This is a genomic window from Methanocorpusculum sp. GPch4 (genome assembly GCF_012062385.1).
Lineage (GTDB): Archaea > Halobacteriota > Methanomicrobia > Methanomicrobiales > Methanocorpusculaceae > Methanocorpusculum > Methanocorpusculum parvum.
Genome location: NZ_SIJA01000067.1, coordinates 47,997 through 63,825 on the forward strand (window position 1 = coordinate 47,997; position 15,829 = coordinate 63,825).

General features: G+C 52.5%; 16 protein-coding genes. 12 read left to right on the forward strand and 4 right to left on the reverse strand.

From position 1 onward, the window contains the following. Positions 1-129: 129 nt before the first annotated feature. The 10 genes from EYA77_RS05535 (at position 130) to EYA77_RS05580 (ending at position 10,076) form a co-directional block, all read left to right on the forward strand. On the forward strand, positions 130-675 hold the full coding sequence (locus tag EYA77_RS05535) for a GNAT family N-acetyltransferase (RefSeq protein WP_095641877.1): 546 nt from the start codon (positions 130-132) through the stop codon (positions 673-675). A gap of 62 nt (positions 676-737) precedes the next feature. Beyond that, entirely contained in the window at positions 738-2,381 is a 1,644-nt protein-coding gene (gene ilvD, locus EYA77_RS05540) for a dihydroxy-acid dehydratase (protein ID WP_095641876.1), read from the forward strand. Between the two features lie 96 nt (positions 2,382-2,477). Continuing rightward, positions 2,478-3,680, forward strand: coding sequence for a Xaa-Pro peptidase family protein (locus EYA77_RS05545; RefSeq protein ID WP_042697682.1), 1,203 nt, complete (start codon positions 2,478-2,480; stop codon positions 3,678-3,680). A 135-nt stretch (positions 3,681-3,815) separates the two neighbouring features. Then, the gene (locus EYA77_RS05550) at positions 3,816-5,024 is read left to right on the forward strand and encodes a potassium channel family protein (protein ID WP_042697209.1); all 1,209 of its coding nucleotides are present in this window, start codon (positions 3,816-3,818) and stop codon (positions 5,022-5,024) included. Positions 5,025-5,029: 5 nt separating this feature from the next. Continuing rightward, the gene (locus tag EYA77_RS05555) at positions 5,030-6,868 is read left to right on the forward strand and encodes a DHH family phosphoesterase (protein ID WP_167816130.1); all 1,839 of its coding nucleotides are present in this window, start codon (positions 5,030-5,032) and stop codon (positions 6,866-6,868) included. A 102-nt stretch (positions 6,869-6,970) separates the two neighbouring features. After that, complete coding sequence (locus EYA77_RS05560; RefSeq protein WP_042697216.1) at positions 6,971-7,222, forward strand: hypothetical protein; 252 nt, start codon at positions 6,971-6,973, stop codon at positions 7,220-7,222. A 124-nt stretch (positions 7,223-7,346) separates the two neighbouring features. Next, the gene (locus EYA77_RS05565; protein WP_180738257.1) at positions 7,347-7,490 is read left to right on the forward strand and encodes a hypothetical protein; all 144 of its coding nucleotides are present in this window, start codon (positions 7,347-7,349) and stop codon (positions 7,488-7,490) included. A gap of 10 nt (positions 7,491-7,500) precedes the next feature. Then, complete coding sequence (locus tag EYA77_RS05570; RefSeq protein ID WP_042697219.1) at positions 7,501-7,887, forward strand: hypothetical protein; 387 nt, start codon at positions 7,501-7,503, stop codon at positions 7,885-7,887. Then, positions 7,884-9,488 (forward strand): adenine deaminase, encoded by a 1,605-nt coding sequence (gene ade, locus EYA77_RS05575; RefSeq protein WP_167816132.1) that lies wholly within the window; start codon positions 7,884-7,886, stop codon positions 9,486-9,488. The genes EYA77_RS05570 and ade overlap by 4 nt, the downstream gene beginning before the upstream one ends. Before the next feature lie 39 nt (positions 9,489-9,527). Continuing rightward, positions 9,528-10,076 (forward strand): hypothetical protein, encoded by a 549-nt coding sequence (locus EYA77_RS05580; RefSeq protein WP_052319918.1) that lies wholly within the window; start codon positions 9,528-9,530, stop codon positions 10,074-10,076. Positions 10,077-10,093: 17 nt separating this feature from the next. Here the strand turns inward: EYA77_RS05580 and EYA77_RS05585 are convergent, their stop codons facing one another. The 4 genes from EYA77_RS05585 to EYA77_RS05600 form a co-directional block, all read right to left on the reverse strand. After that, entirely contained in the window at positions 10,094-11,275 is a 1,182-nt protein-coding gene (locus tag EYA77_RS05585; RefSeq protein WP_167816133.1) for a DUF373 family protein, read from the reverse strand. Between the two features lie 78 nt (positions 11,276-11,353). After that, positions 11,354-12,235, reverse strand: a complete 882-nt coding sequence (locus EYA77_RS05590; protein ID WP_042697230.1) for a coiled-coil protein — start codon at positions 12,233-12,235, stop codon at positions 11,354-11,356. A gap of 423 nt (positions 12,236-12,658) precedes the next feature. After that, positions 12,659-13,819, reverse strand: a complete 1,161-nt coding sequence (gene ftsZ / locus EYA77_RS05595) for a cell division protein FtsZ (protein WP_042697233.1) — start codon at positions 13,817-13,819, stop codon at positions 12,659-12,661. A 29-nt stretch (positions 13,820-13,848) separates the two neighbouring features. After that, positions 13,849-14,097 carry a type II toxin-antitoxin system ParD family antitoxin gene (locus EYA77_RS05600; RefSeq protein WP_306463690.1) on the reverse strand — a complete coding sequence of 83 codons (249 nt, stop codon included), beginning with the start codon at positions 14,095-14,097 and terminating at the stop codon, positions 13,849-13,851. 237 nt (positions 14,098-14,334) lie between these two features. Between EYA77_RS05600 and EYA77_RS05605 the strand changes: the two genes are divergently transcribed. Both EYA77_RS05605 and EYA77_RS05610 read left to right on the forward strand, forming a co-directional pair. Further along, the gene (locus tag EYA77_RS05605) at positions 14,335-15,234 is read left to right on the forward strand and encodes a histidinol-phosphate transaminase (RefSeq protein ID WP_245241199.1); all 900 of its coding nucleotides are present in this window, start codon (positions 14,335-14,337) and stop codon (positions 15,232-15,234) included. Then, positions 15,222-15,824 carry an NTP transferase domain-containing protein gene (locus EYA77_RS05610; RefSeq protein WP_167816135.1) on the forward strand — a complete coding sequence of 201 codons (603 nt, stop codon included), beginning with the start codon at positions 15,222-15,224 and terminating at the stop codon, positions 15,822-15,824. The genes EYA77_RS05605 and EYA77_RS05610 overlap by 13 nt, the downstream gene beginning before the upstream one ends. Positions 15,825-15,829: the final 5 nt, after the last annotated feature.

Genomic DNA, 15,829 nt, shown 5'->3' on the forward strand with positions numbered 1-15,829 from the left:
ATGGCGACACTGTCTGACCGGGCGGCAAATCCCGGCGGCGATCCCTTTTTTATCCAGGCATCGCCCAAAGGATCCGCCCGCGTTTTTTTGCACGATATATTTATTGCATCCCGCTTCCCACACTAGCTTATGGCTGAACGTATCGCTGCAGAGGTCCGGTTTTGTCCGGTTCAGGAGTCGGAACTTGGGCGGATCAACGAGTTATGCAATATTCCCGAGATAGCAGAGCATTTCGAATCAATCCCTCCGGTTTCGATGGAGGCGACGCTGGCTTTATGGTCGTACATCCAGTCAGGTCTCGTCTCGCTCTGGTGTATGCATTACAAGGACCGGATAATCGGCGGAGCAGGCTTTTATTCCCAGCCGCCCGGGACCCGGCTTTCGCATAGTGCCGTTTTTTTTCTGTACATAGAACCCGCGTACTGGGGTATGAGCATCGGGACAAAGGCGATGAAGTTTCTTGAAGATGAGGTCAGTAAACGCGGTTTTATCCGAATAGAGTGTATGGTCGCCGACACCAATCCGCGTGCCGTCTGTCTGTATGAACGGTTGGGATATGAACTGGAAGGAACCAAAAAAATGGCGTTTTACCTTGACGGAAAATATACCGATCTGAAGATCATGGGAAAGATCTTCTGGGACAATCTGGCGGAAGAAGGACTTCATCACCGATAAGCCGGTCTTTTTACCGGCCGCTTGTTTTATTATAATCTATTCCCTTTATCTATGTGATTCAGATGCGCAGCGATGATGTGAAATCAGGATACACCAGAGCACCCAACCGCTCTCTTATACGCTCACTTGGGATATCGGATAAAGAGATGGACAAACCCTTTGTCGGGATCGCCAACTCCTGGAACACGATCGTTCCGGGCCATACGCATCTTCGCATGGTCGCCGAACGCGTCCGAGAGGGAGTTGCGGCAGGAGGCGGCACGCCTTTTGAGTTCAACACGATAGGCATCTGCGACGGGATCGCGATGGGACATGAAGGCATGCGGTACTCGCTTGCCTCGCGGGAAAACATCGCGGACTCCGTTGAACTCATGATCCAGGCGCACCGGTTCGATGCTCTTGTCTGTATATGTACGTGTGACAAGATCGTTCCCGGCATGCTTATGGCGGCGGCAAGGTGCAATATTCCGGCAATCGTTATCACCGGCGGGAATATGCTTCCAGGCCATCACAAAGGCTGCGAACTTTCCCTCACGGATATTTTTGAAGGCGTCGGCAAGGTGGCTGCCCACAAGATGACCGAGGAGGAACTTCATGAGCTGGAAGCCGCGGCAATGCCAGGGTGCGGGAGCTGCCAGGGCCTTTATACGGCAAATACTATGGCCTGCATGACGGAAGCGATGGGAATGTCCCTTCCCGGCTGTGCCGCGATCCCCGCAGTGGATTCAGCAAAACTTCGGCTCGCCTATGAAAGCGGTTTCCGTGTCGTTGAACTGATCAAAGCTGACATCAAACCCCGTGATATCATCACGAAAGAGTCGCTGCAAAACGCCATCGCCGTAGATATGGCGCTTGGCGGTTCAACGAACACCGTTCTCCATCTGATGGCGATCGCCCAGGAAGCGGAGGTCCCGCTGACCCTTGACGATTTTACCAGGATGGGAGGGATCGTTCCGCACATCTGCTCGATGCAGCCGGGAGGTCCCCACTCGATGCAGACGTTATATCACTCGGGCGGCATCCCTGCGGTGTTCAAACAGATCCGCCGTCACCTTGAAGACTGTATGACGGTCTCGGGAAGATCGGTGTTTGCGATCGCCGACGGCGTGAAGTATGTGGATGAGAACGTTATCCACAGTCTTACGAACGCTGTCCACAAGGCCGGCGGGCTGAAGATCCTGAAAGGCTCGCTTGCGCCGAACGGATCGGTGATCAAATCGTCGGCAGTGATCGATGCGATGTGGAAGCATGAAGGACCGGCGCGGGTGTTCGACGGGGAGAATGAGGCGATGGATGCGATCCTCACCGGAAAGATCGTTGAGGGCGACGTGATCGTCATCCGGTATGAGGGGCCGAAAGGCGGACCCGGTATGCCGGAGATGCTTTCCCCGACCTCGGCGCTGATGGGTCTTGGCTATACCCATGTAGCTCTCGTAACAGACGGACGCTTTTCCGGCGGAACCCGCGGTCCGTGTATCGGTCATGTCGCTCCGGAAGCAAAGGCAGGCGGACCGATCGGTCTGGTCCGTGAAGGGGATATCATAAAGATTGATCTGTATGAGCAGACGCTGGATCTTCTGGTAGATGCGACGGAACTTGCAGAGAGAAGAAAAGCGTGGGTTCCAAAAGAGCGTCAGCTGAAAGGCGTTCTTGCACGCTATGCACGCTACGCCGGTCAGGCCGATAAAGGCGCCGTTTTGGAATAATCCTCTTTTTTTCGGGCATTCTGCGGAAGAATGACGCGGGTTTCCAAACGACCGCATGATGCCAAGTATTATCCCCTTCTTCTCATCAAACTGATTATGCAGACTCAGGTCCCTTTTGCCGAACTTGAAAACCGGATGCTCCGTTTTCATGCGCAGATGGACCGCAAGCATCCTGAATGGACATTTGCTGCGGTCTTCGGCAAGGTAAATCTCTATTACTTCACCGGCACGATGCAGGACGGCGCGCTTTTGATCTCACGGAATGAAGAGCCGGTTTTCTGGGTGAGAAACAGTTATTCGCGTGCTCTTGACGAGTCTCGATTCGCTGATATCCGTCCGATGGAAAGTTTCCGCGATGCGGCGGCCGCGTCACCCGTTACCGGCGAGACCCTCTATACTGAAACCGAGCTGATCTCGTATGCGCATCTGCAGAGGTTTCTGAAGTATTTCCCGTTCAGACACATCGCCTCAGCAGACAGAGAGTTCGCCGACGTCAGATCAGTCAAAAGTCCGTATGAACTGGCGCTGATGAAAAAATCCGGCGATATCCACCGTCACGTCCTGGAGGAACTTGCCCCGGGCATGTTGAAAGAGGGTATGAGCGAAGCTGAACTTGGCACCGCGCTGTATCAGGTCATGGTGCGTGAAGGTCATCAGGGGATCGTACGGTTTGGGATGTTTGATACGGAAGTCCGGATGGGTCACATCGGATTTGGCGAGAGTTCTCTGTATCCGTCATATTTCAACGGAGCGAGCGGAAACCGGGGTATCGGGCCGTATGCTCCGGTGCTTGGAAGCCCTGACCGGAAACTGGCGTCCGGCGATCTGGTGTATCTTGATGTGGGGTGCGGATATCACGGATATCTGACAGACAAAACGATGACGTACGTGTTTGGAAAACCGCTGCCGGAACCGGCGGCCGCTGCCCATTATCAGTGCGTTGAGATCCAGAATACGGTTTCTTCGATGCTGAAACCGGGTGCCGTCCCGTCAGAGATCTATCAGACGATACTGGATGATCTTGATGAGGAGTTCAAACAGAACTTTATGGGCTATAAAGACCGGCGGGTGAAATTCCTCGGTCACGGGATCGGGCTTTTGATCGACGAGATGCCGGTGATCGCAAAAGGGTTCGACGAGCCGCTTGTCGAGAACATGACGCTCGCTGTAGAACCGAAGGCCGGCATAACCGGCGTCGGGATGGTCGGCATCGAAAATACGTTCATAGTTACCCCGCGCGGCGGGGAGTGTATAACCGGCGGGAATACCGGACTCATCCCGGTGAACCGGCAGGACTGATCCTGTGACGGTCGGTATCCTCACACCCGTTTTTCAATATGATTTCACCTTTTTGCTCTGATCAAAGATTCTTTACCTCGGTCCGGCTATCCTATTTATTAAGTAGTCAGAACTCTCACTAATATACACACTATCATGGAACGTGACAACCAACCGATCAACCTGAAAGATGTCCTTGTCGAGATGAAGGACATCAGCGAACTTATGGTTGATCTGGCTTATTCCGCGGTGCTTTTCGAAAGCAACGCCATAGCTGATGAAGTCATAGAACTCGAAGAACGTATGAATGACCTTGTCTACCAGGCACGTATCACCAGTATGATGAGTGTACGGCGTATAGAAGAGACCGAACCGATGAGCGGCCTTCTTCAGCTTGCCGAAGCCTCTGAGAGGATATCCAACCATGCGGCTGATATCGCAAAAAATATCATGCGGCACGTCTCCTTTCCGGCAAACCTGCGCAGAGCTCTCCCCGAGGCGGAAGAAGCCACTCATCGGACCGTCGTTGCCGCCGGAAGCCCCCTTGACGGCGCACGTCTCGGCGACATCAAGCTCCAGTCAGTAACCGGGATCCGGATCATCATGATCCGGAGAATGCGTCAGAGATTCTACGATCCTGACAAACACACGGTCCTCCGCTCCGGCGACGTCCTAGTCGGACGAGGTCCTGAGTACGGATTTCCCGAACTCTGCGAACTGGCAGGTCAGCCGGTCCCCGGTGATGATGATCTGACTCCGTCTCCGATCAGCGATCTCGACCGTGCGGCCGCTCTCATGATCGAGATGAAAAACATCAGCGAACTCTCCGTCGGCCTTGCATACTCGGCTCTGCTCCATGAAAATCTGGATCTGGCAAATGAAGTCGTGGCGCTCGAAGAGGAGCTCGACGAGATGCGGCTTCGGCTCGATCTGTGGACCCTCGAAGCGGCCAAACGCACCGAGGATGTCGCAAGTCTGCGCGGAATGCTGTATATGTCTTCGTTTGCCGAGTCGATCTCGGACGCGGCAAGCTCGATTGCTGATGTCGTTCTTCGGGAGATCGAAGTGCCCGCGATCCTCAAACGGATCGTTCGGGAGTCTGATGAGATCATTGCGTGGGTCACGGTCCATGAAGGATCCACTCTTGACAAAAAATCCCTTGCTGAGTCTCATGTAGGTACCGTGACCGGAATGGTCATATTTGCCGTAAAACATGAAAACAGATGGATCTATCGTCCTGGGCGAAACGTCTGTCTGTATGCCGGCGACCTTCTGGTCGCCCGCGGCAGACGTGACGGTGAAGAAAAGCTCTATGGTCTCTGCGGTGCAGATACCGATGAAATAGAGGATTTTGAAGAGGAATAATACTAATGACAGATATCGTATACCGGCTTGGTCCGGGTTGTGAAGTCGATGACATCGTTGAAGGCAGCATGTACATCGGCAAAGTCCAGGGTTTTGCGACCTTTGGCACCTTCGTTCAGTTAAATGACAAAACCAAAGGTCTTCTCCATAAAAGCAATGTGCTGACCGATAAACAGGAACGCGATTCGATCATCGTTCTCGTCAATCAAGTCCGTCCCAACGGCAATATCGATCTCCGGGAGGTCATCCTTCAGGAAGGAAGCTATGAGACCCAGCTTGTCGCAAAAAAAGTCACGCTTACAAAACTCTCCGATCTCGCATCAAAAATCGGCAGAAACGTGACGATCGAAGCTGATGTCGTGCAGATCAAACAGACCTCGGGTCCGACCATCTTCACCATCTGTGATGACTCAGGCGTCGAGGATGCGGCGGCTTTCACCGAAGCAGGCGTCCGGTCCTATCCTGAAGTAAATCTCGGCGACATCGTCAGAGTATTCGGCGAAGCCACCCGCAGAAACAACCAGATGCAGATCGAGGTCTCCGGCATGCAGGTCCTCAAAGGCGAGGAAGCCGACAACGTCCGCGGCCGGATCAACCGTGCTCTTGAAGCCCGCGCCGAACCTCCGGAAGTCAGCCCGATGGTCAAAAGCGATGTCATCGAAGCTCTCTGGCCCGAGATGCGAAAACTTGCAAAGATCGTCCGCCGTGCCGTTCTCACTCAGCAGCCGATCATCATCCGTCACCACGCGGATGCCGACGGAATCTGTGCTGCTGTCTCTGTCGAAACAGCCGTGACCCAGTTCATCCGGGACAATGGCGGAGATCCGGATCAGGACAACTTCCTTCTGCGCCGCTCGCCCTCGAAGGCTCCCTTCTATGAGATAGAAGATGTGACCCGCGATCTGGACATGATGCTCAAAGACAATGTCCGGTTCGGTCAGAAACTTCCGCTCATCCTTCTCATGGACAACGGATCGACCGAAGAAGACATGCCGTCATACAAGATGACCGAGGTCTATGGTCTTGACGTCATCGTTGCCGACCACCACCATCCCGATGACACGATCGACAAGTATCTCCTTTGCCATGTCAATCCCTATCATGTCGGCGGCGACTTCGGCGTCACTGCAGGCATGCTTGGAACGGAAATTGCCCGGCTGATCAACCCCGCCGTCGAATCACGCATCATGCATTTCCCGGCAGTTGCCGGAGTTGCGGATCGGAGCGAGGCTCCCGAGCTCGACTCCTATCTTGCACTGATCGAAGGAAAATACACCCGCGCTGAATGCAAAGACATGGCCCTGTCCCTTGATTACGAGCAGTACTGGCTCAGATTCAATGACGGACGCGAGATCGTCAAAGACATCCTCAATATCAACAATGCTCCGGAACGCCATCTAAAGCTCGTGAACCTTCTCGTTACCGAGGCAAACCTCGCGATCGAAGATCAGATGAACACCATGATGCCTCACATCCATGATCAGAAACTCACTTCCGGTGCGAATCTGTTCCTTGCCGATGTGGAGATGTTTGCACACCGGTTCACTTTCCCGCCTCCGGGCAAATCCTCCGGCGAAGTTCACGATATCCTCTGCAAGAAGTATGTGAACGAACCCGTTGTCACTCTCGGCCTTGGTCCGGACTTTGCGGTCATCAGATCCCGTGGTGTTCGGATGAATATCCCGCAGATGGTCAGATCCATGCGGGATGAGATGCCCGGAGCAGGGATCTCCGGCGGCGGTCACCTGGTCGTCGGCAGCATCAAATTCGTTGAGGGTATGCGGACGCAGGTCATCGAAAAGATGGTCGAAAAAATCTCTCAATTTCCGGCAGCATCACTCTAAAACACCCGGATAACTTTTTTTGATCAGTTTCGATCATGCAGAGCCTTCATAACAATATCTTTATAATGTAAAAGATACAATACTTACGTGAGGTAAGTCAAAATGGCCGAACCTAAAACAATTCTTGAACGATACAACGAAACCCAGGCGAAGATCCTCGGATACCTGAAAGCAGGTGTATCCAAGGGCGGGAGATTTTTTAAAGCGAAGTATATCGCAAAAGATCTCGGTCTCTCTTCAAAGGAAGTTGGGACAAATCTCGCCATCCTCTCCGAAATCTGTGATGAGCTGGATATCAGCCGCTGGAGTTACTCCAACAGTACCACATGGATGGTAACAAACAGATCGATGTAAATAGAATATCTGATATCACCCCGATATTCCCTTTTTGTTTTCCCGGAGGAAAACAACAAACTTAATTACTGTTCCTTTCCTCTATGTTAGTATGGCTGTTAAAATTTTTGAGATAGTGGAAACCTTGGAATTTGTATCTGATATCGACGGGGAAAAGGACTGTCTTATGGCGCAGCAGGGTCCTCACTGGTTCAACATAGATGTCCCGAAAGGCTCCGGTCTCAAGGCCGGCGACAAAGTCCGTGTCATCGTCGAGAGGGCTGAATAGGCACAAGGATATGGAACGCAAACCTCTGCTGATCATTGCAGGCCTGGTCTGTCTGGCTGCCGTGATTGGTCTGATCATCTTGTTTACCGGGGGGACATCTCTGACTGCGGGGACGTCCGTCTACGAGGACGGCGTCTTAACGACCCCTGTCCATTATAATGGTGAACCAAAAGACGTCTGGTTCCTTTACAATATATTCCGTCAGGATACTCTTCTCTCCTCAACGCAGGTGTGTGAATCCGAATCTGTTCTTGGGACGCTGATACAGGGCGACTCTGTAACGGAACTGCAGATTGATCTTTCGCCAGGCGAGTACAAGGTTTTTATCTATGTTCTCGAACGTGATGAAGGAACGAAACGTATAACCGGCTTCATTCAGAATATTCAGATCAGATGATGCAGATCTTTGACAATGCCCTTCTTTTTGATCCTGCGGGTGCAGAGTGGCGGCCGGCAGCGTTTTCTGCTGAAGACGGTCTGGTGTGCGCTGTTGGCGCTCCGGGCTCTCTGACGGGACATCGGGTAACCGACCTTTGCGGCGCCCGGGTCGTTCCAGGCTTGATCGACGCCCATGTCCATATCGAAAGTTCCCTTCTCACGCCCCGCGAGTTCGGCCGGCTGTCCCTCAGAAACGGCGTGACCACAGTGATAGCCGACCCTCACGAGATCGCAAACGTCTCGGGTTGTGCCGGGATCGATTTCATGATCCGGGATGCGAAGAGTTCGCCGGCTGATATTTTTTTCATGATCCCTTCCTGCGTGCCGGCGACCCCGCTGGATAAAGGCGGCGCGGTCATCTCCGCAGAGGATGTCGCCTCCTACAAAAACACTCCTTCGGTCATCGGGCTGGGTGAGATGATGAATGTTCCGGGCGTGCTTTCCGGCGATCCCGAGGTCCTTGCAAAGCTGGCCGTCTTCGATCACATCGACGGCCATGCGCCGGGACTTTCCGGCGAAGCGCTCTGCAGCTATGTGGCCCGGCATATCAAAACGGATCATGAGTGTACTTCCGCTGATGAAGGCCGCGAAAAACTCTCTCTTGGGATGTATGTCCTTCTCCGGGAAGGCGATGCCGCAAAAAATATCGCCGCTTTGTCAGAGATCGTAAATGATATGACGGCGTCCCGTTGCTGTTTCTGCACAGACGACCGGCATACGGACTCTCTGGTCCGTGAAGGTTCGATCGATCATTGCATACGGGTCGCGATGAACTGCGGGATGAAACTTGAGCATGCTCTCCGTCTTGCGACGCTTTCCGCTGCCGATTGTTTCGGTCTGGCCGACCGCGGGATGATCGCCCCCGGAAGGGTCGCGGACTTCTGCATACTGGTGGATGGTCCCGAATTTGCGGTTTTGGAGGTGTATAAAAACGGCATGCCTGCTTCATCGATAGATATGCCGGGCAGCTCTCCGTCCTGCGCTTCGCCGCCATTTTCCTGCCGTGTTCCAAAAAAGGAGGAACTTGCTCTTCCTGCGGGAAAACTCCGGGTCATCGGCCTTGTTCAAGGTGAGATCATAACGGAGGTTCTCGACAGTGAGACGGCCGGAGATCTCTGTAAAGTCGTGAGTGTTGACCGGTACCGGTCCGAAGGGTCTGGTGTGGGTCTTGTATCAGGATTTAACTTTAAGAAAGGCGCGATCGCGGCATCGATCTCGCATGATGCCCATAACATCATCGCGGCAGGCGTCACGGATGAGGAGATCATTCTGGCGATCCGCGCTTTGACAGACGGCGGCGGAGGTATGGCAGTTGTCTGTGACGGAAAAACGAGCGTCCTTTCCCTCCCGTGCGGAGGGCTGATGACCCCGCTTGCGTATGAAGAGGTCGCACAACAGCTGGAAGAGCTTGCCGGCCGGCTGAAGATGACGGGCGCATCTCCGGCGGCGTTCATGAACCTGGCGTTTCTCTCCCTTACGGTGATCCCGCATCTCAGGATCACGCCCCGTGGTCTATTCGACGGAGATCTCTTTCAGGATGTGCCGATCCGGTTTTCGTAGGGGAAAAGACTATCTCGTTTTCGAGACATACGTATCACAATGAACCTCTCCCGGATCTTTTCCCTGATAATGATAGCAGCACTCCTGCTCCTCTTCATTCCAGGCCAGGCTTTAGCAAATTCCGGGGTGATCATCACGCTTCCTGAGGGGAATCAGACGGTCTCCGGCGATTCTTCGGTGCTGACTGAAGGATCCAACCGGTACGGATATCTGACCGTCCGCTCCATGGATATCGCTCTCTCGGGAACGGAAGCGGAGATCACCGTGCAGTATGAGGTCACCCCCTGGATCGCGTTTCTGGTCTTTCTTTTCGGCAAACAGGATCTGAAAAACCGTGTGCTCTCGGTTGTCGGATATCCTGAGCCGGGAAAAGACAGCCAAACGGCGGTCTACACCTATGTTGACAACAGTCGTGCGGTCATTGTTGTAAAAAATGCGGTGATCGATTATGAGGACGGATCTTACTGGTATCCGGCTCACACCTTTGGAACGGTGATCCCGAAACTGACGTTCATCATCGGTCCTGCCGAATCAAAGATCTACAGCAATATCAAGGTCATGCAGAAAGGTTTCGGGTATTTCCAGTAAGGGTCCCGGTATCTTTTTCAGTACTTAACTTTTTTATACACGGGTTTTCTTTTCTTTCCGTTCGTCTCTTCCTCCTCCAGTTTCAGTCTCATCTCTATCCATGCCCGGACTTGTTTCTGGACACGCGGTCTGAGATAGATGCCGAGAAATGCGACTGCAAGGCCTGCTATCGTGAGGAGCATCATTGCGATAATGCCGTCAGTGGTGGTGAACGGGAACGGTTCGACCGGAGAGATGGACAGGAAATAGATCACTGCACCGTAGGCTATCATACCGATCGCAACAAAAAAGAATGGCACGACAAATATCCGTGAGATCCCTGCCTGATAATTCTGGACGTAATCCGTGATCTTTCCGGCTGATGCCACCAGTCCGGCAACGATGACCCAGATGAGCGCTCCATACAGGAACGTCAGGCCGAGATAGAGGATGCCGACGTCTCCCGAGTTTGGATAATTGGCGATCACGCTCATCAGCCCTGAAATGATCCCGGCGATGACGAGAATGACTGCGACCAGATAGGCAATAAAGGAGAACTGTCCCTTTCTGAACGATTCGGTTACCGCGTGCCAGACGTAGACGAAGTACTGGTCGAAGTTGAAACCTTTGAACAGAAGATATAAGCCGATGATCCCTACTGCCACCAGAACTGCCGAAATCCCGGGTGCCAGCAAGGCGACCAGGGCATAGAGCAGAAGGACCAGGCCGACCGGCAGGAGCACACTTCTTGCGATCTTGGGGTCGTTCAGCAGCTTTTTGATGATATAATAGGTCCCTTCAATGTTTGGCAGCTGTTTGATGATCACGCGTACAACGCTTGCCACCTTCAGATGTGACTGGATGATCGGCAGAACGTATTCATCCTCCGCCCCGTCGGAGATGAGTATGCAGTCGGTGGATCCGGTGATCCCGATGACCTGTTCGAGCAGTTCGCCTATCCGCCTGTCGCCTTCGAGCATATTCATATGGTTGCCCCCTATTACGGCGACCTCTACGTCCTCGCCTTCTGCTTTCAGCTGGTCATAGGTTTTTATTGCCTGAAAAATGGCATTCGTATCGGAATCTTCCGGATCGGCGATGCCGAGCCGTGTGGCTGCATCGAGACATGCTTCCCTGCCGACCGCGGGGCTCTCGACACCGGCCTTGTATCCCACGTCGTCATCTCTGTCAATGCTCAGAATCAGCGTACGTGCCCTCATTGTTATACAGTTACCATTTATGGATTAAATATCTGTGGGAAAAAAGCGGGAAAAAATATGGGTTATATTTGGAAAACTTCAGATAAGCTTTGAGCGCTGAAGTTTTAATAAGTCCTCGGTCGTCAGCCTCTCGCCGCTCTTGAATGCGTTGAAGATGGTTTCTGCTTCCTTTCTTGCGGACTTGTTCTCTTTTACGCTCTTGACTTTCTTCTGCTTTGAGCGGATGCCTGTCAGGACCTTATCATAATCACGCAGCTGTTTCTGGCATTCAAGGAACTGTTTGTGCTCTGCATCTGCAGCTTCCTGTGCTTCAACGAACTGTTTGTGTTTTGCATCTGCACCTTCCCGTGATTTGTCGGCTTTTCTGTAGCACTCGACCATAAGGTCGTGGTGTTTCTGGGCGAGCTCGGCTTTTTCAGTAACTTCTGCATGGATAGCAGAGGCCTGTTTGCGGTACTCGCGTGCCTCGATTAAACGGGTGCGGACTTCTTTGTTCTGTTCGTGCTCGACTTCCTGGTCCTTGAGTTCGGCTCTGAGCTGTTTGATTTTGTCAACAAGCTCATTTTCCTTCTCTTTGGACATCTGTTCAGTCTGCTGTCTCTCTTCGAGCTGGTCGATCTGACGCTGGATGTCTTTTGCGGAGGGTTTCTTTTCGTGGCTCTGCGCCGCGGAACCGGTTCCCTGTTCGCCTCTGAGGGCATCGATCTCTTCAAAGAGAGTGTTTGCCTTGTCGTTTAACTCGTTCCTCTTCTCTTTCAGGGACTGAACGTCGTTATTGGACTGGTCACGGAGCTCTTTGTTTTTCTGTGCGTCCTCGACATACTGGCGGGTTGCGTTGTTCAACTCGTTTCTCTCGCGGGCAAACTGGCTTGCCTGGGAGTTCAACTCGTTCCGCTTTGCTTTGTGTTCTTCAGACTCTTCAAGGAGTAATTTTCTTTTATCGACAAGATCTTCGGTCAACGTTCTTACCTATCCTGAGCAGCCGTCCGCAGAGAGATGGATCCAAGGGTCGCCCGCGCTGGAGATAATACCAAAATGCATGAAAAATGACGCAAAAACAAGTGCAAAGTTTCAATGATAGTATTCAATCTCCTGTACCGGCGGCCGACTCGTTGGAATCTTCCGACTCCGCAGATATACGACTTTCCTATAATTAGTGGTGGTATGGGGAAATAAAGGTGTCGTATACTTCTTATGAAAAAACAGTCTTTTTTACCACAACCCCTGTATCATAGGGTTGGGGTGTTTTGGGCAGACGGTGCAGGTGTCTGCCGGAGTATATGCCCAAAAAGGATGGGCATACGCCAAGGCGACGACGTACCTTTCGGCGTTATGCTTCATCCTGGTGGGGTATAGTATTGCGGTGTGTGGAAGTATGGTGTTTTACATGATCCAGTCAAACGAGGAGCCGCTGCGTGCAGTGGCAGTGTTTTGCTGATGGGTCATGGGAGAGGCGGATGGACTGTGTGAGGATGGTGTCTGGGAGGAGTTGCCTGCCTGGAAGGTGGTGACCGAGTGGCCGCCTAAGATCTGCGGACACTGGATACCGGTCATGATGGCCATGACTGATACTTTTCCTTCGAAGTCTTTGCGGACCCGTGCTCCCCAGATGACATCTGCATGCGGGTCAAGTTCGTAGGTGAGCTGCTGGGCGATCTCTTCCGCATCGTGGAGGGTGAGATCGTTTCCGCCGGTGATGTGGATCAGACTGCCGGTTGCTCCGCGGAAGTCGATGTCGAGAAGCGGGTGGGCAAGACAGTCGCGAATGACGGACTCAGCCTTGTTCTGCTGTTTGGATTCGCCGACGAGCATAACGGCAAGTCCGCCCTTGCTCATGATCGCGCGGACATCTGCATAATCGATGTTGATCAGTGAGGGTTCGGTGATCGTTTCGGAGATGCCTTTGACTGTCTCGGCGATCAGCTGGTCCATGACAGAGAATGCCTGACCGAGCGGCAGATTCGGCACGAAGTTCTTGAGTCTGTTGTTGTCGAGAACGATGACCGAGTCGGCTGCCTGGCGCATTGCCTCGAGACCGTCTTCGGCTTTGAGCATTCTCGCCCGCTCTACCTGGAATGGGTAGCTGACCATTGCAATGACGATCGCGCCGTGTTCTTTGGCGATCTGCGCGACGACCGGCGCGGATCCGGTTCCGGTTCCTCCGCCCATGCCTGCGGTGACAAAGACGAGGTCTGCATCTTTTAAGATCTCTTCAAGGGTGGGGCGTGCCATCTCGGCGGCACGGCGGCCCACGTCCGGGAATCCGCCGGCTCCAAGGCCGCGGGTCAGGGATTTCCCGATCAGAACGCGCTTGTCTGCCTGGATCATGTCCAGGTGCTGTTTATCGGTGTTGATGGCGATGGTTTCGGAACCTGCGACCTTCATGTTGTGGAGTCTGTTGATCGTGTTGTTTCCTGCGCCGCCGCATCCTACAATAACGATCCTTGGCTGTCCGAGCATGTCATCGTCGTCAACGATGGATGTCTTCTGAATTCCTTTTTCGAGCTCTGAGTTCTTCAGCGCTTCATTGATAATACTCTGCATTTTTTGTAAACACCCCAATGATTTTACTGTTATAATCGTGCGTCAAATGTGACAATCTGGTCATTATCACGCACTATCCTGTCTCCCCGCTTGGAAAGATACTCTCTTACTGCATAACGGACTGCCTCTGAAATAGTGGGAAACTCGCCTGTCTGGACAAGTTTTTCAAGCAGTTCGACCTGCTGGGGGGGTAGGCGTATGGTGACTCTGTCCATTTTAACTCCAATCTGACTTTTGTCAGCCAATTGTCTGTCCTCTGTCTGACAAATGTTAGACATAGAGCTGACGTCCGATCTTGGACAAAATCTAATTGGATGTTTGATTATATAAATGTATCGTGTGGTATTTGTGTGTTAACACAAAATCAGTTTCTATCTGTGGTATATTTATGCCGCCGGAGACTAAGATTATACTACAAAATGCAGAAACATTTTCCTGAGAAAGCGGTCCATGGCGGGCGGATTATTGCTCTAAGGCAAAAATATGGTCCGGATCTTCTTGACGTGAGTGCAAGTATGAATCCATTTTTACCTCCTGTGCCCTGCGATTTCGGGGATGTTGATCTCTGCGTGTATCCTGATGATACATATAGTGCATTAAAGGATAAAATCGGACATGTTTTTTCCCGGCCAACCGATGAGATCTGTGTGGGGAACGGTTCTGCAGAACTGATCAGAGTCTACTGCAATGTTGTTCTCTCTCCAAACGACACGGTCAGGATCGATCCTCCGACATTTGGGGAGTATGGTCTTTCTGCGAAACTTGCCGGCGCCAATGTTGTTTCCGGCAGGGATGCGGATCTCCGGATCATCTGTAATCCGAACAATCCTACTGGAATTCTGCGATCACGCGATGAAATGCTCGCTCTTTTGGACGACTGTACGAAAAAGAATTCCCGGCTCTTTGTGGATGAAGCTTTTATGGAGCTCGCTGCACGCAATGAATCTATTTCTGATATCAGGTCAGATGATCTTTTTGTGATGCGTTCGATCACCAAATGCTTCTCGGTTCCCGGGATCAGGTTCGGGTTCGGTTTTGGTCCGGCCGATCTGATCGAAAAGATCGAGACGGTTCGGACCCCCTGGACGGTGAATGCCTTTGCGGAAGCCTTCACTATGCGGGCTCTTGATCACTATGACGATCTCGTTCTCTCTGCGGAAAAGATCTCTGCTGAACGTGAGTGGTACTTCGCCCGTCTCACCGAACTTGATCTCTCCTTCGAACCAAGTTCGGTGAACTATATATTAGTGCATCTTGGAAGAAATGCATCGGAGTTCACCGAGTCGATGCTTGAACACGGTGTTCTTGTCAGAGACTGCACGTCGTTTGGCCTCTTAGAATCGATCAGGATCTCGGTCGAGACGCGGGAGAAGAACCTCCGTGTCGTGGAGGCTCTGTCTGCATGCTTGCGCTGATCCTTGCCGGCGGTGAAGGTTCAAGACTCCGCCTCGGAGAAAAAGCTCTGGTCATGGTCCATGACCGGCCGATGATCTCCTGGGTGATTGAGGCATTCATTGACGCCGGGTGTGAACCGGTCGTTGTGACCTCCTATAAAACGCCCTTTACCCGGAACTGGTGTCGGGCGAACAATGTTCTGTTTATCGATACGCAGGGGATCGGATACGTCGAGGATCTCTGTGAAGCAGTCGAGATCTCCGGAGAAGACGGCCCGCTCTTCACCTCCGCGGCGGATATCCCCTGCCTCACGGCAGACATCATCGGGCAGGTTCTTGAGGCATATGATGCATCAGGCAAACCCGCCTGTTCAACCTGGGTCCCGATTGCTCTTTGTGAACGATACGGCATGCAGCCGAGATACCGCGAGATCATTAACGGAGTTCCGGCGACTCCGTGCGCAGTAAATATTTTCATGGGAAGTCTCGTTGCCGAGGTGCAGGACGAACTCTGTCTTTTGCTTAATGAACCGGGTCTCGCGTTCAATATCAACACGCGTGACGAGCTGGCGGTTTTAGAACGCGAATTTTGTTTTGTTCGACCCTGTTAGCGAAC

Excerpts from the sequence above, each read along its gene's own strand:
- EYA77_RS05535 (WP_095641877.1), top strand. The coding sequence starts at position 130 with ATGGCTGAACGTATCGCTGCAGAGGTCCGGTTTTGTCCGGTTCAGGAG.
- ilvD (WP_095641876.1), top strand. The coding sequence starts at position 738 with ATGCGCAGCGATGATGTGAAATCAGGATACACCAGAGCACCCAACCGC.
- EYA77_RS05545 (WP_042697682.1), top strand. The coding sequence starts at position 2,478 with ATGCAGACTCAGGTCCCTTTTGCCGAACTTGAAAACCGGATGCTCCGT.
- EYA77_RS05550 (WP_042697209.1), top strand. The coding sequence starts at position 3,816 with ATGGAACGTGACAACCAACCGATCAACCTGAAAGATGTCCTTGTCGAG.
- EYA77_RS05555 (WP_167816130.1), top strand. The coding sequence starts at position 5,030 with ATGACAGATATCGTATACCGGCTTGGTCCGGGTTGTGAAGTCGATGAC.
- EYA77_RS05560 (WP_042697216.1), top strand. The coding sequence starts at position 6,971 with ATGGCCGAACCTAAAACAATTCTTGAACGATACAACGAAACCCAGGCG.
- EYA77_RS05570 (WP_042697219.1), top strand. The coding sequence starts at position 7,501 with ATGGAACGCAAACCTCTGCTGATCATTGCAGGCCTGGTCTGTCTGGCT.
- ade (WP_167816132.1), top strand. The coding sequence starts at position 7,884 with ATGATGCAGATCTTTGACAATGCCCTTCTTTTTGATCCTGCGGGTGCA.
- EYA77_RS05580 (WP_052319918.1), top strand. The coding sequence starts at position 9,528 with ATGAACCTCTCCCGGATCTTTTCCCTGATAATGATAGCAGCACTCCTG.
- EYA77_RS05585 (WP_167816133.1), bottom strand. The coding sequence starts at position 11,275 with ATGAGGGCACGTACGCTGATTCTGAGCATTGACAGAGATGACGACGTG.
- ftsZ (WP_042697233.1), bottom strand. The coding sequence starts at position 13,819 with ATGCAGAGTATTATCAATGAAGCGCTGAAGAACTCAGAGCTCGAAAAA.
- EYA77_RS05600 (WP_306463690.1), bottom strand. The coding sequence starts at position 14,097 with ATGTCTAACATTTGTCAGACAGAGGACAGACAATTGGCTGACAAAAGT.
- EYA77_RS05605 (WP_245241199.1), top strand. The coding sequence starts at position 14,335 with ATGAATCCATTTTTACCTCCTGTGCCCTGCGATTTCGGGGATGTTGAT.
- EYA77_RS05610 (WP_167816135.1), top strand. The coding sequence starts at position 15,222 with ATGCTTGCGCTGATCCTTGCCGGCGGTGAAGGTTCAAGACTCCGCCTC.